This is a genomic window from Grimontia indica (assembly GCF_000333895.2).
Lineage (GTDB): Bacteria > Pseudomonadota > Gammaproteobacteria > Enterobacterales > Vibrionaceae > Enterovibrio > Enterovibrio indicus.
This window is the reverse complement of sequence record NZ_ANFM02000032.1, coordinates 97615-120605: the sequence shown is the minus strand read 5'-3', so window position 1 is coordinate 120605 and position 22991 is coordinate 97615. Positions and strand designations below refer to the sequence as shown.

Below are 22991 nucleotides of genomic sequence, written 5' to 3'. Positions count from 1 at the left end.
TTATTAAGTAAAGCTATATATTTACATAATAGATCGGATCGCCATTAAATAAAGTAAAAAGTTTATTTAATGGCTTAAGTGGATGAGATGATCGCCAGATCGAGATCTGTCGCGCGGAAACGATGAAACAGAATGAGAGGCGGATGTTTCTGGAAAAGAAACAAAAAACGCGCCCAAGAGGCGCGTTCTAAATGCTTGAAACTGCAGTTACTTCCCTGAACCGAATACAGGCAGAGAAAGGTGCCAGCGTATCGCAGCAAGCCTGATCAGCAAGGTAGTGATCATGCCGGCAATGGACGCTATTTCGACATCCACGTTGGCTGCCAAAGCCACTGTATGGATAATTCCACCAGCAATACAGGCAGTTGCGTAGACTTCGGTTCTGAAAAGCATCGGGATTTCCCGAGCGAGTACGTCGCGGATGATACCGCCACCACAGCCGGTAATCACACCCATGATCACCGCGACCATGGGGGAAGCACCATAGCTCAGCGCTTTATCGACACCGATAGCAACAAAAACGGCCAGACCGATGGCATCTGCCACGGGCAAAAAGTACCACGGCAGGCGACGCGGTTGACGGATAAGCAACATGGAAAGAATACAGGTGACAAGGATCATCCAAAGGTATTCCGGCTGGTTGACCCAAAAGACCGGTGTTGCGCCTAATGCCATATCACGAATGGTACCGCCGCCGATTGCGGTGACCATAGCAAGAACGATCATTCCAAAGGGATCCATTCTTAACTTACTGGCAAGTAATACGCCTGATATGGCGAAGACTGCCGTACCAAACATGTCTAAAATATACAGAAGCATAAAGCGCTATTTCATCCCTTAATCAAACATCCAATCTGACGTCTACTACGAGGGTCTATTGAGCTTTGGTGGTTAAATTTTGTTCTAGCCCTAAGCGTTTTAGGCGCGGCGAGGTGTGTGCCGCCCACTCTAAGCAAATACACCTCAACAAAGCATAAAACGTTTAGGGCAGAACCCTTCGGGCAGCGTTTGTGGGGACTTTCTCCTGCGTTATCGGCTTCTCATGTAGGCTAGCTACACATCGAAGCCTCTGCCTTGCATAAAATCCCCACAAACTGCTGCAAAAATCATCACCAAAGCTCAACAGACCCTAATATTACTCTGGGTCTTATTTTTTATTGTGACACGGAGTTCCAGTAACACGGATTGGTTAAGCGCGCGCGATTTTACGTGAAACTTGGTGGCGGGCAATCCAACAGACAGAGCTTCTGCAAGCCACTATTTGAATTAGTGATCGAGATCGCCTCTTACCTTATCCATCGCGAGGCATATCTGTCTTACCGCTTTTAGTGCTCTTGGTGTTGGACGATTCAGCCAGTCTCCGGTTATTGCAAAGATAGCGCTGTTTTTTACTGCGGGGATAAAGTCCTGCCATTTTTGCCAACCAGCCATAGGTTTCTCACGATCCGCAGGGTAAAAAATCGCTAGTGGTTTTCTCACTACAATCTGCTCCATGCTGACCTGAGGATAAGGAGCGGCGCTTTCTGCGAAGATGTTTTCGCCGCCACAGAGAGAAAACAGAGGCTGTGGCCAATGATCGCCGTTGTTTGTGAGCAACGGTGATTCACTGAGTTGGTAAAAATAGGATACCTTGGACTTTCCCGCTTGCGCTGCTTCAATGCTTGCCAGCTCTTCACGAACGCCATCAGCGCGAGCTTTGGCTAAAGCCGGGTTTTCTGACCACTCACCCAGCTTTTCAATGTTATCGGCAGCGTCGTAAAGAGAGTGCGGATTCGAGTAGAACACTTCAATGCCAAGCCTTTCGAGCTTGGCGAGTTCTTTATCTGGATTTCCGCCTTTCCACGCCAGCACCAAATCCGGTTTAAGCGTGACGACACGTTCAATATTGATCCCGCGGTAGTTGGCTACCTGCTCAAGTTTCAATGCTGCTGGTGGGTAATCGCTGTGAGCACTGACTGCAATCAGGTTATCTCCCAGCCCCGCTTCAAATGCGAGCTCTGTGGTATGTGGAGAAAGACTGATAACGCGAAGTGGTTCGGCAAAGGTGAAGGATGGAAGAAAAAGTAAAACCAGTAAAAAACGGAACATCATGATAATCCGTGGGTAAACCACATCAGGAAACTTTGGATGAGGATCCAGAGCAAGGCCTTTTGCCTCAGTTGTTGATTCAACAGTGCTAGGTGTATAGGAGAAGCGGCAACGCTTCCGCCAATACTGGGGCGAGTGCATTTCTCGCTGTCATAGATGGCGGGGCCACCCAGGGAAAGCTGCAGCTTGGCACCGGATGCGGCAAGGAGCCAGCCCGCGCCGTTCACTGACCAGCTTTGTCCATGTTCACGGATTGCCGTGAGTGCAGGGTCAAAGCGGTGTCCGGCGGCAATGAGAAGCGCAAATAAGCGGGATGGTATCCAATCGAGCAAAGCAAGAAAGCCTGAGGCAGCCAATCCAAACTGGGAGAACTCTTGTCGGCGGGGAGGCCAGACACGGGCAAGTTGCGCTACCAGCGTGTAAAGAAATGCGCCAATACCACCGAAAACGGCATACCAGAACAGCACGCAGACAAGGCCTCGCGCATACCCCACCAGTAGTGTTTCACAACTGGCTTTGGCAATACCAACTGGAGAGAGTGAATGGGTTTGGCGGTTCAGTGTTTGTGACAGCAAGGTTCGAGCTGCAGGCTTGTCGTCACGAATGAGCGCTTGCTCGACCTGCATCGCGAGCTCAGTCAGGGGCTTCCAACTTAATGCCAGCCAAAGCAACAGAAGGTCGAATAACCAGCCAATCCAGACAATTTGCTTTAAGGCGACTAAAAGCACTGCTAGGGTCAGCCACATCACAGCGAGCGCTAAACCGCCGGAAAGGCGTTGCTGCTCCGGAGAGTCTTCTTCGTGATTGACCTTGTCGGAGATGGCTTCGGCAACGCGACGCCATATGGTAACAGGGCTGATATAGGCAGGCACTGGGAAGAACCAATGCAAAATAAGGGCTCCCCACATCGCAAGCAATGTGGTGTGGTTTAACAGTGCTTCAAACGGTGTGGAGAGCTCGGTCATCACGCTTTCAGCAACTCGACCATTTTTTCAACCATGGCGCTTGAGCTTTTCGCTGCCAGCGGCAGGAATTCATCAAACGTCATTGGCGATTCTTTATCAGCAACGTCAGAGATAGCGCGAACTACCACAAACGGTACTTTGAACTGGTGACACGCCTGAGCAATTGCTGCCGCTTCCATCTCTACTGCAATCACAGTTGGGAAGTGTTCACGGATGTAGTTTTGACGCTCAGCGGTACACACAAACGCATCACCGGTACAAATCAGACCGCGAACTGCGTGTGGCGCTGGCTCCATCGCTGCCAGTGCTTGCTCTGCCACATCCATCAGCTTTGCGTCAGAGGTAAAAGTCGCTGGCTGGCCAGCCATTTGACCCATGGTGTAACCAAATGCGGTCACGTCAGCATCGTGGTAAGCCACATCGGTAGAAATCACAACGTCACCCAGATTTAGGCTGGTATCGAAGCCGCCCGCAGAACCTGTGTTGATCACAGCTGTTGGTTTGAAACGCTCCAGCAGGATGGATGTGCCCACTGCCGCCGCCACTTTACCAATACCTGATTGCAGCAGCACCACGTCTACGCCATTCAAGTCACCCGTATAAAATTTGCTGCCACCAATCTCTTGCAGTTGGCAGTTGTTGATCTTGCTTTTTAGCAGGGTTACTTCCTGCTCCATGGCACCGATAATACCGATTTTCATCTTGTTGCTCTTTGATAATCAGGGAATAGCGAGAGTGTATCACGGGCGAAAATTGGGGCGAAAAAAAAGTGCCTTTGCAGGCACTTTTCTGTCGGTTTTGAAGTCGGCTTATACCTCGAGATAATCGAGAATGCCTTCTGCCGCTTTACGGCCTTCATCGATAGCGGTGACCACGAGATCAGAGCCACGGACGGCATCGCCACCGGCGAAGATCTTCTCGTTAGACGTTTGATAAGCGTAATCAGATTGCTCCGGTGCTTTGATGCGTCCCCATTGGTCGAGGTCGACACCAAACGGTTCCAGCCATGCCATTTTGTGCGGTTGAAAACCAAAAGCCATGATAACGGCATCCGCGTCCAGCACGTGCTCGCTGCCTTCAACAGGTTGAGGACGGCGACGGCCCGCTTCATCTGGCTCGCCCAGTTCGGTTTTCACCACTTTTACGCCGCTCACATTGCCACTGGCGTCGAGCTCAATACCCAGCGGTTGCAGGTTGAACATAAAGTTCACCCCTTCTTCGCGCGCGTTTTTCACTTCGCGGCGGCTGCCCGGCATATTGGCTTCGTCACGACGGTAAGCACAGATAACGTTTTTGGCATTCTGACGAATCGAAGTACGGACGCAGTCCATCGCGGTATCACCACCACCAAGAACAACGACTTTCTTGCCAGCCATATCAATGTATTCCGGCGGGTTTTCCGTTAAATCCATTACGCGGTAGGTATTGGCAATCAAAAACGGCAGGGCATCAAATACACCCGGCGCATCTTCATTTTCCAAACCTGCACGCATGGATTTGTAGGTGCCAACGCCAAGGAACACGGCATCATACTCATCAACCAGAGACTGCAGCTCGACATCTTTACCCACTTCAGTGTTGAGTCGGAACTCGACACCCATCTCGGTAAAGACGCGCTGGCGGTTTCGCATCACGTCTTTTTCGAGTTTGAAGGACGGTATACCGAAGGTCAGCAGGCCACCGATTTCCGGATAACGGTCAAACACCACCGGTTTCACGCCGTTACGGACCAAGACATCTGCACAGGCAAGGCCAGCGGGGCCTGCACCAATAATGGCGACTTTCTTGTCAGTCAAAGTGACGCCTGACATGTCTGGCTTCCAGCCCATTTCGAACGCTTTATCCGTAATGTATTTCTCAACATTACCGATGGTCACGGCGCCAAAGTCGTCGTTGAGGGTACAGGAGCCTTCACACAGTCTGTCCTGTGGACACACGCGGCCACAGACTTCCGGCAGACTGTTGGTCTGGTGCGATAGCTCAACCGCTTCAATAATGCGTCCTTCCTGGGCAAGCTTCAGCCACTGCGGAATGTAGTTGTGCACTGGGCACTTCCACTCACAGTAAGGGTTGCCGCAGTCCAGACAGCGGTCGGCTTGCGCCGACGCCTGCTTGTGGGTGAAAGGTTCGTAGATTTCAACGAACTGGGTTTTACGTGTTTTGATCGCCTTCTTTCGAGGGTCGATACGTTGCACGTCTATAAACTGGTATACGTTCTGGCTCATAGGGTCCTCCGTTACTGCGCCTGAACACGCAGCTCCGCTGCGCTTCGGCTTTGGTGACCCAGCAGGGAACGCACGTCCGCTGATTTCGGTTTCACCAGATAGAATTTACTGATCCATTGTTCAAAGTCCGCGATAATTTCCTGAGCGCGGCTGGAGCCGGTCAGTTCGAGGTGTTGATCAATCAGACCACGGAGGTGTTCCTGATGGATAGCCAAATTGTCGAGTGACAAGGCTTCGACCAGTTCTGGATTGACGCGACCGGCAAAGTCTCCCGCTTCATCAAGCACATAAGCAAAACCGCCTGTCATGCCTGCGCCAAAGTTCACGCCGGTATGGCCAAGAATGGCCACGATGCCACCCGTCATGTATTCACAAGCGTTATCACCTGCGCCTTCGACGACGGCTTGAGCGCCAGAGTTACGCACCGCAAAACGCTCACCGGCTTTACCTGCTGCAAAGAGCTTGCCGCCCGTTGCGCCGTAAAGACAGGTGTTGCCTACGATGGTAGATGCGTGGCAATCGAAGGCTGAACCAACTGGCGGCTTGATCACGATATTACCGCCTGCCATACCTTTTCCGACATAGTCGTTGGCATCGCCGGTCAGGGTGAGGTTAACGCCACCGGCATTCCAGACCCCGAAGGACTGGCCAGCCGTACCCTGAAGGTTGATTTCAAGTGGTGATGCCGCCATGCCCTGGTTGCCATAACGTTTAGCAATAGCACCGGAGAGTGATGCGCCCACCGAGCGGTCAGTATTTCGGATGTCGAGATACGCGCTGGCTGAGCGGCGCTCTTCAATCGCCTTTTCAAAGGTTTCCAGCAGCTTCTGGTTAAGCTCCGCTTTATCAAACGGTGCGTTTGGCTCACTCCAGAACACGCTTTTACCCGGTTTTGGCTGCGGGCTTTCCAGAATGTCTGAAAGATCCAGCTTGAGCTGTTTGGCGGTGAAACCGTCGACCGCTTCGAGCAAGTCGGTGCGGCCAATCAGGTCAGTGAGTTTCTCAACGCCAAGCTCTGCCATCAGTTCACGCACTTCTTCGCCGAGGCCTTTGAAGAAGTTCATCACCTGCTCTGGCAAGCCTTTGAAGTATTCGCGGCGCAGGGTATCGTCCTGCGTTGCTACACCGGTCGCACAGTTGTTGAGGTGACAGATACGCAGGTACTTACAACCCAGCGCAACCATTGGTGCGGTACCAAAACCGAAGCTTTCAGCCCCCAGAATAGTCGCTTTGATGATATCCAGACCGGTTTTCAGACCGCCATCAACCTGAAGGCGGATCTTGTGGCGAAGGCCATTGGTGACCAATGCCTGCTGGGTTTCAGCAAGGCCAAGCTCCCAAGGGCTACCCGCGTATTTCACGGAAGTTAGTGGGCTTGCGCCGGTACCTCCGTCGTAACCAGAGATAGTGATAAGATCCGCATACGCTTTCGCAACACCGACTGCGATGGTGCCCACGCCAGGTTCAGAAACCAGCTTGACGGAAACCAGTGCGTCAGGGTTTACCTGCTTCAAATCGAAAATCAGCTGCGCCAAGTCTTCAATCGAATAGATGTCATGGTGCGGCGGTGGTGAAATCAGGGTCACACCTTGCACCGAGTGGCGAAGACGCGCGATTTCAGCCGTGACTTTATGGCCAGGTAGCTGTCCACCTTCACCCGGCTTCGCACCTTGTGCCACTTTAATTTGCAGCACATCAGCGTTAGTGAGGTAGTGTGGTGTCACACCGAAACGACCTGAAGCGATTTGCTTGATGCGTGAGTTACGCTCTGAGTTAAAGCGACGTGGGTCTTCACCACCTTCACCTGAGTTGGAGTTACCACCCAGACGGTTCATCGCAATCGCCAGGGCTTCGTGCGCTTCTGGACTCAATGCACCAATTGACATGGCAGCCGAGTCAAAACGTTTGAAGAGCTCGGTTGCCGCCTCCACTTTCTCGAGAGAAATAGGCTTGTCGGCAGGTTTCAACGTCATCAAGTCGCGCAGTGACGAGACTGGACGGCTGTTGACAGTTTCTGCGTAGGTTTTGTAATCCATCGCTTCGCCGGAGCGAACCGCAGATTGAAGCGTATTGACCACATCCGGGTTGTAGGCGTGGTATTCACCGCCGTGGACATATTTCAGCAAACCGCCGTGTTCGACGGGCTTACGTTTTAGCCATGCTCTGCGCGCAAGGTTGTGTAAGTCCTGCTGGAAGTCAGAAAAATCTGCGCCTTGGATGCGGCTGGCGACGCCTTTAAAGCAAAGCTCAACCACATTATTGTTCAGGCCAACAGCTTCAAACAGCTGTGCACAGCGGTAAGAGGCCATGGTCGAAATACCCATCTTCGACATGATCTTGAACAGGCCTTTGTTGATGCCGTTTCTGAAATTCAGCATTGCATCTCCCATCGATTTCTCGATGACGCCTTTCTCGACCATCTTGCCAATGGATTCGTAAGCGAGGTACGGATATACCGCTGTCGCACCGAATCCAAGCAGCACTGCAAACTGGTGTGGGTCGCGGGCAGAGGCGGTCTCAATCACGATGTTGGCATCACAGCGAAGCTGTGCGTCCACCAGACGTTTCTGAGCTGCGCCCACTGCCATTGCCGCAGGAATAGGTAATTTGTCTTTCGAAATACCGCGGTCGGACAGAACAACAAGTACAGTGCCGTCGCGTACTACGCGCTCAACCTGATCGCACAGATCGACAATCGCTTGCTTGAGATCTTTCTCATTTGGGTCGAAGTTGATGTCGATGATGCTGTTGCGATAATGCTCATCATCCAGTTCCAACAGCTGAACCATATCGGAATACAGAAGCACCGGGCTCTTGAACGCAACACGTTGGGCGTGGCCATCGGTTTCTGAGAACACGTTCATTTCACGGCCGATACAGGTCGCCAGCGACATCACGTGATTTTCGCGTAGTGGATCGATGGGTGGGTTGGTGACCTGAGCGAACTTCTGACGGAAGTAGTCAGCGACATGGCGTTCTTTCGAAGAAAGCACTGCCATTGGGGTATCGTCACCCATGGAACCTGTGGCTTCCTGACCGATGTCACCTAGTACGCGAAGTACCTGATCCTGCTCCTCGCTCGAAACGCCAAACAGTTTCTGGAATACATGCAGCTCATCGTCATCCATGCCGCGCTGGCCGGAAGAGTCTTCTGCTTGCAGTTCTTCAAACGGTGTCAGGCGCTTAACATTTTTGTCCAGCCATTCTTTGTAAGGGTGGCGGCTTTTCAGATCGTTATCGATATCGGCAGAATGCCAGATCTCACCTTCGAAGGTGTCAATAACCAGCAGTTCGCCCGGTCCAACACGACCTTTTTCCGCTACTTCATCCGGGGCGTAATCCCAGATACCGACTTCGGATGCCAGCGTAATGAGTTTGTCTTTTGTCACCACATAGCGGGCAGGGCGAAGACCATTACGATCGAGGTTACAAGCGGCATAACGTCCGTCGGACATTACGATGCCAGCAGGGCCATCCCACGGCTCCATGTGCATGGAGTTAAAGTCGTAGAATGCGCGCAGATCCGGGTCCATGTCTGGGTGGTTCTGCCATGCAGGTGGCACCAGCATTCGCATCGCGCGGAAGAGATCCATACCGCCGGCGAGGAAAACTTCCAACATGTTGTCGAGGCTGGAGCTGTCAGAGCCGGTTTCATTCACAAATGGGGCGGCCTGTTTCAGATCAGGCAGCAATGGTGAATTGAACTTGTATGCACGGGCGCGCGCCCATTGACGGTTACCTTCAATGGTATTGATTTCGCCGTTGTGGGCGAGATAACGGAAAGGCTGTGCCAGCGGCCACTTCGGGGTGGTATTGGTTGAAAAACGCTGGTGGAACAGACAGATAGACGCCTCAAGACGTAAGTCTGCCAAGTCTAAATAGAATCTCGGCAGGTCTGCTGGCATGCATAAACCTTTGTAAACAATGGTGCGCGTAGACAGACTGGTGATGTAGAAATCCGGGTCGTCTGCGAGCGCTTTCTCAGCGCGACGACGGGCGATGTAGAGACGACGCTCCAAATCGCGGGCACGCCAACCTGCTGGGCCATTGATGAACACTTGCTCGATGTTCGGTACAGAACTGGCGGCGATTTCACCCAGCACGTCTTCGTTGGTTGGCACTTCACGCCAGCCCACGATAGAAAGGGTTTCGGCTGCAATTTCCTGTTCAAAGATCTCTTTAGCGCGCTTCGCTTTAGCAGGATCTTTGCTCAGAAAAATCATGCCTACACCGTAGAGCTTACTGAGGGTCCAGTTGTTCTCTTCAGCGATGATTCGGAAAAAGTTATCGGGCTTTTGAAGTAATAAGCCGCAACCGTCACCGGTTTTCCCATCAGCGTTAATTGCGCCTCGGTGGGTCATCCGGTCCAGTGCGGAAATTGCGGTTCGGACAAGTTTGTGGCTGGCTTCACCCTCGGTATGAGCGATCAGGCCAAAGCCGCAGTTGTCTTTCTCCAGCATTGGGTCATACAGCGACATTGCAATTCTCCCTTGCGACTGCGTTACGCAGCGACTGCAGTTTTTCATGCCGTCCTGGCATCTGATTTTCAGTGGCCTCCCTTCCTGGGAGTGTGTTTTACCGAAAAATCAGTCTCGATTTTACGTATACCCATATGGCCTGAACTTTGTTGCGTCAGGTCACATGGGTATGCGAGCCAATCAACTTATCCGTTAATGATGAAGAGGTCAAATTTCGTCACATTACATTAACTTTGGCGATTAACAGCTATATATGTCGAAAGCACTGCCTACATGCAGCATTTTATGGCGGTTTTTTTAAGTCTGTCGCAGAGATTAACTTGGTCTATCTGGGGGCTTATTTATGAAAAGCTTTCAATTTTTGGTCGGTGAAGCTTTTAAGTGGGCTCAAAACGAAAAAAGCCAGCCGCAGAGGGCTGGCAAAACTGGAAGATAACACTCGTTATTTTTATGCGGAGAGCATCAGTGAGTCCGCTTTGGCCTCGAGGTTGGTGCCGCCCATCAGATATGCATCGATAGAGCGGGCACATTCACGGCCTTCATTGATACAACGTACGACCAGTGACTGGCCTGTACGCATATCGCCTGCAGCGAATACACCTTTCTGGTTGGTCTGGAAGTCCTGTGTTGCAACATTGCCGCGGTCATCCAGTGCCACATCAAGTTGTGCCAGCACGCCGTGTGGTTCTGGGTGCAAGAAGCCCATCGCCAGGAATGCCAGATCACAAGGGATTTCACGCTCAGAGCCTGCAACTTCTTCGAAGGTTGGACGCTCACCAGGTGCTGCGTCTTTCCATACGATGTCAGCCATGCGCAGTGCTTTCACGTTGCCGTTTTCGTCGCTGATAAACTCTTTGGTCAGAATGTTCCAGTGACGTTCACAGCCTTCTTCGTGAGAAGTCGACGTGCGCAGGATCATCGGGTACTGAGGCCACGGCATGTTCGCAGGGCGCTTCTCTGGTGGGATCGGCATGATTTCCACCTGCGTAATGCTTGCCGCACCATGACGGTTTGATGTGCCCACACAGTCAGAGCCTGTATCACCACCGCCGATAACCACAACGTGTTTGCCTTTGGCGTGGATTTCCTCAGTTTTCAGATCCATACCGTTTGCACGGCGGTTGTTCTGACCCAGAAATTCCATTGCAAAGTGCACGCCTTTGAGCTCACGGCCCGGGATTGGCAGGTTGCGTGGCACAGTAGAACCACCTGTCAGGAGTACTACATCGTAGTCCTGACGGATTTGCTGAGCGTTAACATCAACGCCAACATGGGCGTTGACTTTAAACTCGATACCCGCTTCTGCCATCAGGCTGATTTTACGGTCAATCACGTCCATACCCAGCTTGAAGTCTGGGATACCAAAACGCAGTAGGCCACCGACTTTTTCATCACGCTCAAACACAGTCACAGAGTGACCAGCGCTGTTGAGCTGCTCAGCCGCTGCAAGACCTGCAGGACCTGAACCGATGATCGCCACTTTCTTACCTGTGCGGGCCGTCGGGGTTTTTGGCTTGGCATAACCTTCGCGGTATGCTGTTTCCACGATGGTTTTTTCAATGTTGCAGATGGTGATTGGATCCTGGTTAATACCCAAGACACAAGAGCTTTCACATGGAGCCGGGCAAACCCGGCCAGTGAACTCTGGGAAGTTGTTCGTTGAGCTCAGGATGTTCCAGGCTTCTTCCCAGCTGTCGCGGTAAACCGCATCGTTAAACTCAGGAATAATGTTCCCGATTGGACAGCCGTTGTGACAGAAAGGCACACCACAGTCCATACAGCGGGAAGATTGCTCATTAATTTTTTCGCCAAACTCGTCGTTCAGTACAAATTCCTTATTGTCCTGAATACGAACGGCAGGGTCTTTTTTGGCCGGCAGTTCACGGCCAAATTCTAGAAATCCGGTTGGCTTACCCATTTACAGCCTCCACTTCTTCCTTGTTAGCGGCTTCTTCTTTGCGTTTTTGCAACACAGCTTTGTAGTCGCGTGGCATGACTTTGACGATAGACTTAAGGTTCTCTTCAACATTCGCAAGGAATGTTTCTGCAACCGTACTGCCTGTCAGCGCATGGTGCTTGCTGATCATTTCTTTCAGCAGTGCGATGTCTTCTTCATCCAGCGGATCCAGGTCCACCAGCTCAGGGTTGAGTTTGGATTCGAAGTCATTGAACTGATCCCAAACGTAAGCCACACCACCACTCATACCCGCAGCGAAGTTACGGCCAGTTTGACCCAGAACAATGGCAATACCGCCGGTCATGTATTCACAACCGTGGTCACCGATACCTTCGACAACCACTTTCGCGCCTGAGTTACGTACACAGAAACGCTCACCGGCTACACCGCGGATGAAGGATTCGCCCGAGGTTGCACCGTAGAAACAGACGTTACCGACAACGATGTTGTCTTCAGCAATGATGTCGCTCTTCGCGTCTGGGTAAAGTACCAGCGTACCGCCAGACAGACCTTTACCCCAGTAGTCGTTTGCATCACCTTCAACGGTGAAGTTCACGCCTTTCGCGAGGAAGGCACCGAAGCTTTGACCTGCAGAACCTTTGAACTTCACGCTCATTGCTTCCGGCAGACCCTGATCTTTGTAGACTTTCGAAATTTCATTCGACAGCATGGTACCTGCGCTGCGGTCGGTGTTCACAATCGCGAACTCGGCATCAACTTTACGACCTTCTTTCAGCGCGCTGGATGCGGCTTCAATCAGGCGGCGGTCAAGCACGGTTTCCAGACCATGGTTTTGCTCGCGCTGGCAGTACATTGCATCGCCTTCACGTGGCTCTTCTTTGTAAAGAACAACGTTGAGATCCAGATTCTGGTATTTCCAGTGACCGACATCAGAGCGGACTTTCAGGTGCTGTGACTGACCAACCATCTCGTTGATAGAGCGGTAACCCAGCTCAGCCATGATTTCTCGCAGACCTTCAGCCATGTAGGTGAAGAAGGTGACGATGTCTTCTACGCGGCCATCGAAGCGCTCACGCAGCGTCTTGTTCTGGGTAGCGATACCGACAGGACAGGTATTGAGGTGACACTTACGCATCATGATACAGCCTTCAACAACCAGTGCTGCTGTTGCCACACCCCACTCTTCAGCACCCAACAGGGTAGCTACAGCAAGGTCACGAGGGGTTTTCATCTGGCCGTCAGACTGAACAACGATGCGGTTACGCAGGCCGTTTTTCAGCAGTGTCTGGTGCGTTTCAGCCAGACCCAGTTCCCATGGCAGACCTGCGTGCTTGATTGAAGACAGTGGTGATGCACCGGTACCGCCGTCGAAGCCAGCAATCAGAACCACGTCTGCTTTTGCTTTCGCTACGCCCGAAGCGATGGTGCCGACACCCGCTTCAGAAACCAGCTTCACGTTCACACGTGCTTTACGGTTTGCATTCTTCAGGTCATAAATCAGCTGTGCCAAGTCCTCGATAGAGTAGATATCGTGGTGTGGCGGTGGCGAAATCAGACCAACCCCTGGGGTGGAGTGACGGGTGCGACCAATCCAGTCATCAACTTTGTGACCTGGAAGCTGGCCACCTTCACCTGGCTTCGCGCCTTGCGCCATCTTGATCTGAATTTCATCAGCATTGGCAAGGTAGTAAGAAGTAACACCGAAGCGGCCAGAAGCTACCTGTTTGATAGCAGAACGTTCCCAATCACCATTTTCTTTCTTGTCAAAACGGACTGGGTCTTCACCGCCTTCACCGGAGTTAGACTTAGCGCCGATACGGTTCATGGCAATCGCCAGCGTAGAGTGCGCCTCATGAGAGATAGAACCAAAGCTCATTGCACCTGTCGCGAAACGCTTCAGGATGTTCTCAACTGGCTCAACTTCGTCCAGAGGGATGCTGCCAGCAGGGTTCTTCACGAAATCAAACTGGCTACGCAGAGTTGCTGCATCATCGCCTTGGCTGTCTACTGCATGGCAGTATTCTTTAAACTGCTTTTTGTCCTTGTTGCGGGTGGAGTTTTGCAGCAAGTGGATAGTTTCAGGGTTGAACAGGTGCTTCTCACCACGTTGTTTCCACTGATAAACCCCACCTACGTCCAGCATTTGGACAGGGATTTCACGCGTTGGGTAGCCCAGACGGTGACGAACCAATACTTCTTTCGCGATATCGTCAATCGACAGACCCTGAATACGGGAGACGGTGCCGGTGAAGTATTTGTCGACCACAGCTTTGCTGATACCCAGCGCTTCAAAAATTTGCGCGCCATGGTAAGACTGCAGGGTTGAGATACCCATCTTCGAGAAGATTTTCAAAAGGCCAGCGTTGATCGCTTTGCGGTACTGTTCAAACAGCACATCCACATCCGCTTCCGGATCCAGCTTCTTCTTACGCTGCAAATCCACCAGCGTTTCGTAGACGAGGTACGGGTTAACAGCATTCGCACCGTAGCCAACGAGTGTGGCGAAGTGATGGGTTTCACGCGCGTCACCGGTTTCAATCACGATGTCGGCTTTCGCACGCAGACCTTTACGGATCAGGTGGTGGTGAACCGCACCGACAGCCAGCATCGCTGGGATAGCAGCGTGGTTAGAGTTCACTGCACGGTCAGTCAGCAGGATGATGGAGTAGCCATCAACCACGGCATCTTCTGCGTATTGACAGATGCGCTTCAACGCACGCTCAAGTTTGCCTGGCTCACCGCTGGCACGGAATACGATATCCAGTGTTTTTGCTTGCAGGTGATCGTTGTCAACCGCACGCAGTTTTTCCAATTCAGCATTGCTCAGTACTGGCGATTCCAGCTCAACTTTGCGGCAGTGAATAGGCGATTCGGTCAGCAGGTTTTGATCTTTACCCAGATACGTTTTCAGCGACATCACCATGCGCTCACGGATTGGGTCGATTGGCGGGTTCGTGACCTGCGCAAACAACTGCTTGAAGTAGTTAGATAGATGCTGTGACTGGTGTGACAGTACTGCCAGTGGCCAGTCAGCACCCATAGCGCCTAGTGCTTCTTTGCCGTCTTTTGCCATAGGAACGATGATTTCGTTCACTTCTTCAGAGGTCACACCGAATGCTTGTTGATGATGCAGCAGACGCTCAGGAGATGGCTGGTGATGCTTGGTATCTGCTTCTGGCAGCTTATCAATGTGCAGCAGGTTCTTCTCAACCCACTCCTGATATGGTTGTGCAGAAGCGATTTCGTTCTTCACTTCTTCATCAGAAATGATGCGGCCTTGCTCAAGGTCCGCCACGAAGATACGGCCAGGCTGCAGGCGACCACGGAAGTGAATGTTTTCCGGCTCAATCTCTACCACACCTGACTCGGATGCCATGATGAGGTAATCGTCTTTGGTCACGGTATAGCGGCTTGGGCGCAGACCATTACGGTCAAGGGTCGCACCTACTTTTACGCCATCAGTGAAACAAACAGACGCCGGGCCATCCCACGGTTCCATTATGTTTGCGTGGTACTGATAGAAAGCACGCAGCTTTGGATCCAGGTTCGCATTCTCTTGCCACGCTTCCGGTACCATCATCATCAGTACGTGTGGCAGGCTTCGACCACTCAGAACCAGCAGTTCCAGCGCCATATCGAAGTTTGCAGAATCCGATGCTCCTTCCTGACACACAGGCAGCAGCATTTTCAGCTCTTGGTCAGTGAACAGCTCTGATTCCAGCAGAGCTTCACGCGCCTTCATCCAGTTAAGATTACCGCGAACGGTGTTGATTTCACCGTTGTGTGCGATATAGCGGAAAGGCTGTGCCAAACGCCAGCGAGGGAAGGTGTTGGTCGAGAAGCGCGAGTGAACCAGCGCCAGCGCCGTCACCATTGACGGGTTCTGCAGATCGAGAAAGTACTGAGGTACCTGCTCGGTCGTCAGCTGGCCTTTGTAAACCAGTGTCTTTGCAGAGAAAGAGTTGATATAGAAGTCGTCGCCAATGTTTGAGACGCTCTCCAGACACACGCGCACGGTGTAGTTACGCAGTACAAACAGTTTACGCTCAAGCTCGTCCAGAGACAGGCCGACACCGCCTGTAACAAAAGCATGCTCAAACTGAGGTTCTGTGCTCAGAGGGTCTGCGCCGATCATTGAGTTGTCGGTTGGCAGAACACGGTAGCCAATCACTTCGAGATCGAGACGTTTGGCATTACGCTCGAAGATTTCACGGCACTGCTGGCGTTTGTTCTCGTCTTTCGGGAACAGCATCACACCTACACCGTATTTGTCCGATGAAGGCAGTTGAATGCCTAGCTTGCGGGTTTCTTCGAGTAAGAATTCATGGGGTTTTTGTAAAAGAATACCTGCACCGTCACCACTACATGGGTCACAGCCCTGGCCGCCACGGTGTTCCATGCGCGCCAGCATATCAAGTGCCTGAGTAACAATCGCATGAGACTTTCTGTTCTTCAGGTGGGCAACGAAGCCGATACCACAGGCGTCGTGTTCCATTTCGGGCACATAAAGTCCCTCGGTGCGTAGCACTGAATCAGTCATGTTTACGTCCTTCCAGTTGACACAAATGCAGGGGGAGCATTTGTCTTCCCTTGCTGTACCTGTTGCGGGCACAGCTGAGCGGTCGCCAAGTTTGAATCCACAAAATGTGTTTATTCGCGGCAACCAAGCCCGATTACTGCCTAAAAGCAGTAACCATCTCCTTTTGCAATTCTATGCAGAAATGCTGCGCTTTTTGTAATTACCCATATAACACACTAAAACATGGCGCTATTTGGCGAATTTTATTGCTCACAATTTGGACGCAGCTGTAGCTATCCTACATTTTCGGAAAATTAATTACCATAAAAAGTTGCACTTTGATTGCTATGCAAACGGTTCCGTTAGACTGAATTTTTATTTCAAATGAATAAAAATTCGCCATAAGGGTGATTCGATGAATATGTAGGAGGTGGGTGAGAAGTGTGACTTTTCAATGTGTAAAAGAAATGTAATAAACTTTCAGTTTGTTGATGAAAACTTAATCCAATATTGATTTGATCGAGGTTTTCTCTTTTTGTCGGATGTTAGGATCGCGCGCTTTTTACCTCTATCCAACTTTTCGGGCGGTCGACGATGGAACTTCATCAACTGGTGAATACCTTTGGTCAGGATTTACAACGCAGGTATGGCGAAAAAGTTCACAAACTCACTCTGCATGGCGGTTTCAGTTGTCCTAATCGGGACGGTACGTTAGGAAGGGGCGGATGTACCTTCTGTAATGTGGCCTCGTTTGCCGATGAAACGGCACAACAGTTGTCTGTCACCACGCAGCTTGCTCAGCGAGCAACGGAAGTAAACAGAGCTAAGCGTTATCTGGCTTACTTTCAGGCTTACACCAGTACTTATGCGGAAGTGGAAAAGCTCAAAGCTATGTATGAGGAGGCGTTGAAAAGCGCAGACATCGTTGGCCTTTGTGTAGGAACCCGACCTGACTGTGTACCAGATGCCGTGCTTGATCTTCTTGCCCACTATAAAGAACAGGGGTTCGAGATTTGGTTGGAACTTGGTCTGCAAACAGCCAACGACAACACGTTAAAGCGCATCAATAGAGGTCACGATTTTGCCTGTTACGATGCGGTAACCCGAAAGGCGCGTGCATTAGGGTTAAATGTTTGTACGCATCTGATCGTCGGTTTGCCTGGAGATACCAAAGCCGATCACATCAATACGATTGATAAGGTGATTGAGACAGGAACCGATGGCATTAAACTTCACCCACTACATATAGTAGAGGGGTCTGTGATGGCAAAGGCTTGGCGGGCAGGGCGACTTGATGCAATTTCACTTGACGATTATGTCGAGAGTGCATCTGAAATGATTTTGCGCACACCAGCAGAGGTGGTTTATCACCGCGTTTCTGCTAATGCTCGCAAGCCTACCTTGCTGGCGCCAGAATGGTGTGAAAACCGCTGGCTCGCGATGACAGGTATTGCTCGAGCGCTCAATGTGAAAGGCGTTCAGGGTAGCTTGACGAGTCGGCGATTTCATTTTCCTCAATAATGTGACCAACGTTTGATACCTCGCAAAATCAATGAGGGCTATTCGTTTTCTTTCATAACCGTGTGGCAAGATGAAGCGTGATTTTTATTCAAAAAATGCTTCTTCAGGGATGACGGGCAAGAGGTGGAAGGATGATTGAGTGGTTACCGGTAGCCTCGTTATTGCTATTGGTAGGTTTTTTATTAGGAATGGTCTGGGTTTCCCATCGCCGTGTGATGTCGATGAAAACCTGGCAACTCTATCTAGCCAATCTCCATTCTCCAAAAGCAATTATTAACCATAAAGACGGAAGCATCTTGTATGCGAACCGCAGTTTTGTGCGTCTGTTTAATGTCGAATCGCGTGGACACAAGTTCCGTATTCGTGGAGAGCGCGAACAAGAAACCATTAACGCGCTATTGGCATCGCGCCGCTGGCCCCATCCTTTTGTTGAAATGACGGCAGATTTTCGCGCCGTTTCCGATCATCGTACTCCTCGTCATGCCCGTTTCTCCGGCCTGCCCGTTTGGTGTGGCGGACAGAGGATATGGATTGTCTCGCTGGAGCCCAAATCCGAAGCTGTGTATAGCGAGCCGTTTGCTGAAAACGACAGTCAGATATTCCGAAGTGTCATTAACTCTCTGTCTGAATTGATCTGTTTTCAGGATAAAGAAGGGCGAATTGTTGGCTCAAACCTGGCTTACGACAGGTTCTGGAAAGGGCGGGAACAGGAAGGCCTGATTTTCTCCGCTGACGGTAGCACTCGAGGAAGACGTACACAGCAAAGCTGGACGACGAATCCTAATGGTGACAGTTGTCTGCTGGAATCTAATCAGACCGTACTGCTTGATGACGAAAACAGCATATTCGGTACGCTGAGCATCAGCCATGATGTGACCAACTGGCACATGATGCGACAGTCGCTGGAGCAAGAGATTGAAGCTCGTCAGGAGGTTGAGCAGCAGCTCAAAAAACACAGTAATGTGCTGACCTCCATCTTTAAGGCCAGTCTGGACCCGATTGGCATCTACAACAAAAACTATGAGTTTCTGGGGGGGAATGCAGCCTTTGCAGAAGCAATGAGCGCCCCGCATGATGATCTTGAAGGCGAGAATGCTGAAGATCTGATGGAACCGGAAGTGCTTGCGCAACACCGTAAGATTGACGTTCCTGTGCTCGAAAATGGCGACACAGTGAAATACGAAGATTTGGTGATGAAGCGTGATGGCACCATGGTGTGGTATGAACTCACCAAAACCCAGTTCTGCGACCCGACTGATGACACCATTGGTGTGCTGGTGATTGCCCGTGATGTCACAGAACGTAAAGCTACTCAGCAGCAGCTGGCGGATGCCATCATGGAGCTGGAAGAGCTGAGCTTTGTCGATGGCCTGACCAAGGTGGCAAACCGACGCAGTTTTGACGAGCAACTGGTGAAGATGTGGCACTCGCACATCCGTGAACAAGAGCCACTTTCGCTGATCCTCTGTGATATCGACTACTTTAAGCCGTACAACGATAACTATGGTCATCAGCAGGGGGATGAAGCGCTACGACGGGTGGCTGATGTTTTCCAGCGTGTTATCCGTCGTCCATTGGATGCGGTGGCCCGTTATGGTGGGGAAGAATTCGCGATTCTTCTTCCCAACACTACTGAGCATGGCGCACTGGTGGTGGCTCAAAATATTGCTGACGAACTGACAGCCGCAGGACTTCCTCACGAGTTTTCCAAAGTGGCTGACAGAATCACCCTCAGCCAGGGGATTGCGACACTATACCCGGTTGCCGGACAGGACTATGGCGACTTAGTTTCTTTGGCCGACCGAGCACTGTATAGTGCGAAAAATGCCGGGAGAAACCAAGTGGCATCCAGCCAGTCACTGCAAGAAGCGCCGTTATCGGCCAATGCATAATTCTTAATACTAAATTTGTCGAAGGGGCGGATTAATCCGCCCCTTTTTCTTTAGCTTCTCCGCCCCCAGCGTTATTATTTTCCCAAGCTGATTCAAGGCCGATTCAGCCACTTCTTATTTCTGTTGATCTGGATGTTCAATGAAGCAAATTAAACTTTTAGCGCAGTATTACGTGGATCTGCTGGTCAAGCTTGGGCTGGTCAGGTTCAGTATGTTGCTTGCGCTGGCTCTTGTGGCTCTTGCGGTGATTGTGCAAGTCGGTATTACCCTTGTTTTGAACGGCACGGTGCATGACACAGATATCGTTCGCTCCGTTTTCTTTGGCTTGCTTATCACCCCTTGGGCGGTGTATTTCCTTTCTGTTGTCGTCGATCAGCTAGAAGAATCCCGGCAACGATTATCCAAACTGGTTTCCAAGCTCGAAGAAATGCGTGCCCGTGATATGGAGCTCAACCGCCAGCTAACCGAAAATATCACCCAGCTAAACTTGGAAATAGAGGAGCGTAAACGCGCAGAGGAAGCACGCGAAGAAGCGATGCAAGATTTGGAAAACGAGGTCTATCAGCGCGAAAAGGCGCAGGTGGAATTGGCAGAGCAAACCGCGCTGCTGCGCTCGTTCATTGATGCTTCGCCGGATTTGATTTACTACCGAAATGAAAAAGGCCAGTTCTCCGGTTGTAACCGCGCGATGGAAGATTTAACCGGTAAGAAAGAAAAAGATCTGGTGGGTCTGACGCCTTGGGATGTTTACCGTGAAGACATCGCCAGCAAAGTGGTGGAAACTGACCAACAAGTGTTTGATAACAATGTGTCTCTGACTTACGAGCAGTGGCTGGAATACAAAGACGGTCGCAAAGCTTACTTTGAACTGCGCAAACTACCTTTCTACTCACGTGATGGCAGACGCCTTGGCCTGGTAGGTTTTGGTCGTGAGATCACTGAGCGTAAGCGTTATCAGGATGCTCTCGAAAAGGCGAGCCGGGACAAAACCGCGTTTATCTCCACCATCAGTCACGAACTTCGTACGCCGCTGAACGGTATTGTAGGCCTCAGCCGAATGCTGCTTGAAACCCGCTTGTCTGAAGAGCAGTTGGGGTACCTCAGAACCATTCATGTCAGTGCGATTACGTTAGGCAATATCTTTAACGACATCATTGATATGGATAAGTCTGACCGAAGCCGTCTTGAGTTGATGCCACAGCCTTTGGATTTCCCAGACTTTGTCTCAGAGATTGAAAACATCAGTGCACTGATGGCGCAGCAAAATGGCCTTCGCTTTACGCTGGACAGGCTGACGGATCTGCCACCTGCGGTGAAAGTGGATGCCACACGTCTTCGTCAGATCCTTTGGAACCTTGTCGGCAATGCGGTGAAGTTTACCAAGCAGGGCGCTGTGAATGTCACAGTCAGTTGCGATATTGAAGACGATATGGCGCACTTGCAGTTTGATGTGGAAGACAGCGGCGTCGGTATACCGCAGGAAGAACAAGACAAGATCTTCGCCATGTATTACCAGGTGAAGCAGGGTGAGGATAATCTTCATGCTGTGGGTACTGGGATTGGTTTGGCGGTTTCCCGTAAATTAGCCCGACTGATGAACGGCGATATTACTGTCGACAGTGAGGTTGGGGAAGGCAGTAACTTCACCGTGACATTGTCTGTGCCTGTGTGCGCGCCAGTGTCGAATAAAGAGAAGGTGAACGCAGAGCAAAGTCCATTGCACATTCTGCTGGTGGAAGACATTGAGCTTAACATCACGGTCGCTACCAACCTGCTGGAAAGTCTGGGTCATTCGGTGGATGTTGCAAGGAGTGGGCAGGAAGCACTGAACATGTACCCGCAATCTGAGTACGATCTCCTTCTTCTTGATATCCAACTGCCTGACATGACGGGCTTTGATATTGCCCAGACGCTGAGAAACAGTGGTGATGCATTACCCCCTTTGGTGGCGTTGACCGCGAATGTCATTAAAGACAAAACCGAATACATCCGAAATGGCATGGACGATGCGATTAGCAAGCCGATCAGTGTCTCTGCAGTAGCAGAGGTGATAGAGCGGCTCGCGCTGCAATGTCCTGTCGCGACAGAAGCCGCGGAAGTGAAAAAGCGTAAGAAGCCGGGTAATGACATGTTGGATAAGCTTCTTGATCTGGAAATGCTGACCTCCTACGTTGATATCGTAGGTCCTGAGCCTGTGTTCCAGAGCATCAAGATGTTTGAAGACTTGATGCCGGAATACATCCATATCCTCGAAAGCAATATGACGGCGAAAGATCAGGATGGTATTGCCAGTGAAGCACACAAAATCAAAGGTGCAGCTGGGTCAATCGGTCTGAAACATATCCAGAAAGTGGCGCAGAAAGCGCAATCGCCAGAGTTGCCAGCTTGGTGGGAGAATATTGCTGACTGGGTCGATGAAATCAAAGAAGGCTATGTTCAGGATCTGGAAGTGCTCAAACAGTGGCTTGAGGATTATTCTAAAGAGGTTTAGCCGCTCACAAGTTAGGAGAAGGAGCCTAAATTTCGAGGTTCCTTTTCTTTAATAAAAGACTTTCAGATAACAAAAAGGCCTGCATTGCAGGCCTTTCTTATAAGCTTTCCGGAAGAAATTAGACTTCTTCCAGCTCACCACAGAAGCGGTAACCTTCACCGTGAATCGTCGCGATGATTTCCGGTGTGTCACCGAAAGACTCAAAGTGCTTACGGATACGACGGATAGTCACGTCAACAGTACGGTCGTGTGGTTTCAACTCACGTCCGGTCATCTTCTTCAGAAGATCTGCACGGGTTTGAATCTTGCCCGGGTTTTCACAGAAGTGCAGCAGGGCACGGAACTCAGAGCGTGGCAGTTTGAACTGCTCGCTGTCTGGGCTGATCAGTGAACGGCTGTTGATGTCCAGCGTCCAGCCATTGAACACATAACGGTCAACAGAACGCTTGTCTTCTGGCAGTGCGCCTTGGCTCATCGCGCGGGTCAGCAGGTTACGTGCACGGATAGTTAGTTCGCGTGGGTTAAATGGTTTGGTGATGTAGTCATCCGCACCGATTTCCAGACCCAGGATCTTGTCAACTTCGTTGTCACGACCAGTCAGGAACATCAGCGCCATATCACCTTGCTCACGCAGTTCACGAGCGAGCAGAAGACCGTTTTTACCAGGCAGGTTGATGTCCATGATAACCAGGTGAACCTGATTGTTAGAAAGCACTTGATGCATTTCTTCGCCATCGTTGGCTTCCAGAACGGTATAACCTTCTGCTTCGAAGATGCTTTTCAGCGTATTACGAGTTACGTGTTCGTCTTCAACAATCAGAATGTGAGGGGTTTGCATTGGCGTTACCTAATTTCTTTAAGGAATCTGGTACTGGGGACAGCGAAAAGGCGTCT

12 protein-coding genes are annotated in these 22991 nt (G+C 51.0%); 3 read left to right on the top strand and 9 right to left on the bottom strand.

The features are described from left to right. Window positions 1-207: 207 nt before the first annotated feature. From D515_RS17640 to gltB (D515_RS17605), 8 genes are all read right to left on the bottom strand, one after another. A complete protein-coding gene (locus tag D515_RS17640; RefSeq protein ID WP_039850273.1) occupies window positions 208-819 on the bottom strand; it encodes a TRIC cation channel family protein in 612 nt (203 codons plus the stop codon). Between the two features lie 447 nt (window positions 820-1266). Beyond that, window positions 1267-2088 carry a vitamin B12 ABC transporter substrate-binding protein BtuF gene (gene btuF, locus D515_RS17635; protein ID WP_039850272.1) on the bottom strand — a complete coding sequence of 274 codons (822 nt, stop codon included), beginning with the start codon at window positions 2086-2088 and terminating at the stop codon, window positions 1267-1269. Next, window positions 2088-3053: a cobalamin biosynthesis family protein gene (locus D515_RS17630; protein WP_002540426.1), complete on the bottom strand. Its 966-nt coding sequence runs from the start codon at window positions 3051-3053 to the stop codon at window positions 2088-2090. The genes btuF and D515_RS17630 overlap by 1 nt, the downstream gene beginning before the upstream one ends. Then, window positions 3053-3754, bottom strand: a complete 702-nt coding sequence (mtnN, locus tag D515_RS17625; RefSeq protein WP_002540425.1) for a 5'-methylthioadenosine/S-adenosylhomocysteine nucleosidase — start codon at window positions 3752-3754, stop codon at window positions 3053-3055. Before mtnN ends, D515_RS17630 begins: the two co-directional genes overlap by 1 nt. 108 nt (window positions 3755-3862) lie before the next feature. Then, window positions 3863-5278: an FAD-dependent oxidoreductase gene (locus tag D515_RS17620; RefSeq protein ID WP_002540424.1), complete on the bottom strand. Its 1416-nt coding sequence runs from the start codon at window positions 5276-5278 to the stop codon at window positions 3863-3865. An 11-nt stretch (window positions 5279-5289) separates the two neighbouring features. Next, the gene (gene gltB / locus D515_RS17615) at window positions 5290-9756 is read right to left on the bottom strand and encodes a glutamate synthase large subunit (protein WP_002540422.1); all 4467 of its coding nucleotides are present in this window, start codon (window positions 9754-9756) and stop codon (window positions 5290-5292) included. A gap of 448 nt (window positions 9757-10204) precedes the next feature. Continuing rightward, the gene (locus D515_RS17610; RefSeq protein ID WP_002540420.1) at window positions 10205-11674 is read right to left on the bottom strand and encodes a glutamate synthase subunit beta; all 1470 of its coding nucleotides are present in this window, start codon (window positions 11672-11674) and stop codon (window positions 10205-10207) included. Continuing rightward, window positions 11667-16214 (bottom strand): glutamate synthase large subunit, encoded by a 4548-nt coding sequence (gltB, locus tag D515_RS17605; protein ID WP_002540419.1) that lies wholly within the window; start codon window positions 16212-16214, stop codon window positions 11667-11669. Before gltB (D515_RS17605) ends, D515_RS17610 begins: the two co-directional genes overlap by 8 nt. Before the next feature lie 573 nt (window positions 16215-16787). Here gltB (D515_RS17605) and mnmL point away from each other — a divergent pair. From mnmL to arcB, 3 genes are all read left to right on the top strand, one after another. Then, a complete protein-coding gene (mnmL, locus tag D515_RS17595; protein WP_002540417.1) occupies window positions 16788-17714 on the top strand; it encodes a tRNA modification radical SAM protein MnmL/YtqA in 927 nt (308 codons plus the stop codon). A gap of 131 nt (window positions 17715-17845) precedes the next feature. After that, the gene (locus tag D515_RS17590; protein WP_002540415.1) at window positions 17846-19606 is read left to right on the top strand and encodes a GGDEF domain-containing protein; all 1761 of its coding nucleotides are present in this window, start codon (window positions 17846-17848) and stop codon (window positions 19604-19606) included. Between the two features lie 139 nt (window positions 19607-19745). Next, on the top strand, window positions 19746-22097 hold the full coding sequence (gene arcB / locus D515_RS17585; protein ID WP_002540414.1) for an aerobic respiration two-component sensor histidine kinase ArcB: 2352 nt from the start codon (window positions 19746-19748) through the stop codon (window positions 22095-22097). Window positions 22098-22215: 118 nt separating this feature from the next. On the opposite strand, the gene arcA is transcribed toward arcB, so the two are convergent. Continuing rightward, window positions 22216-22935, bottom strand: a complete 720-nt coding sequence (arcA, locus tag D515_RS17580; RefSeq protein WP_002540413.1) for a two-component system response regulator ArcA — start codon at window positions 22933-22935, stop codon at window positions 22216-22218. Between the last annotated feature and the right edge of the window lie 56 nt (window positions 22936-22991).

Bases quoted from the DNA above. Each gene is read 5' to 3' on its own strand.
- gltB (WP_002540419.1), bottom strand. From the start codon at position 16,214: ATGACTGATTCAGTGCTACGCACCGAGGGACTTTATGTGCCCGAAATG.
- arcB (WP_002540414.1), top strand. From the start codon at position 19,746: ATGAAGCAAATTAAACTTTTAGCGCAGTATTACGTGGATCTGCTGGTC.
- arcA (WP_002540413.1), bottom strand. From the start codon at position 22,935: ATGCAAACCCCTCACATTCTGATTGTTGAAGACGAACACGTAACTCGT.
- mtnN (WP_002540425.1), bottom strand. From the start codon at position 3,754: ATGAAAATCGGTATTATCGGTGCCATGGAGCAGGAAGTAACCCTGCTA.
- D515_RS17630 (WP_002540426.1), bottom strand. From the start codon at position 3,053: ATGACCGAGCTCTCCACACCGTTTGAAGCACTGTTAAACCACACCACA.
- gltB (WP_002540422.1), bottom strand. From the start codon at position 9,756: ATGTCGCTGTATGACCCAATGCTGGAGAAAGACAACTGCGGCTTTGGC.
- D515_RS17610 (WP_002540420.1), bottom strand. From the start codon at position 11,674: ATGGGTAAGCCAACCGGATTTCTAGAATTTGGCCGTGAACTGCCGGCC.
- D515_RS17640 (WP_039850273.1), bottom strand. From the start codon at position 819: ATGCTTCTGTATATTTTAGACATGTTTGGTACGGCAGTCTTCGCCATA.
- D515_RS17590 (WP_002540415.1), top strand. From the start codon at position 17,846: ATGATTGAGTGGTTACCGGTAGCCTCGTTATTGCTATTGGTAGGTTTT.
- mnmL (WP_002540417.1), top strand. From the start codon at position 16,788: ATGGAACTTCATCAACTGGTGAATACCTTTGGTCAGGATTTACAACGC.
- btuF (WP_039850272.1), bottom strand. From the start codon at position 2,088: ATGTTCCGTTTTTTACTGGTTTTACTTTTTCTTCCATCCTTCACCTTT.
- D515_RS17620 (WP_002540424.1), bottom strand. From the start codon at position 5,278: ATGAGCCAGAACGTATACCAGTTTATAGACGTGCAACGTATCGACCCT.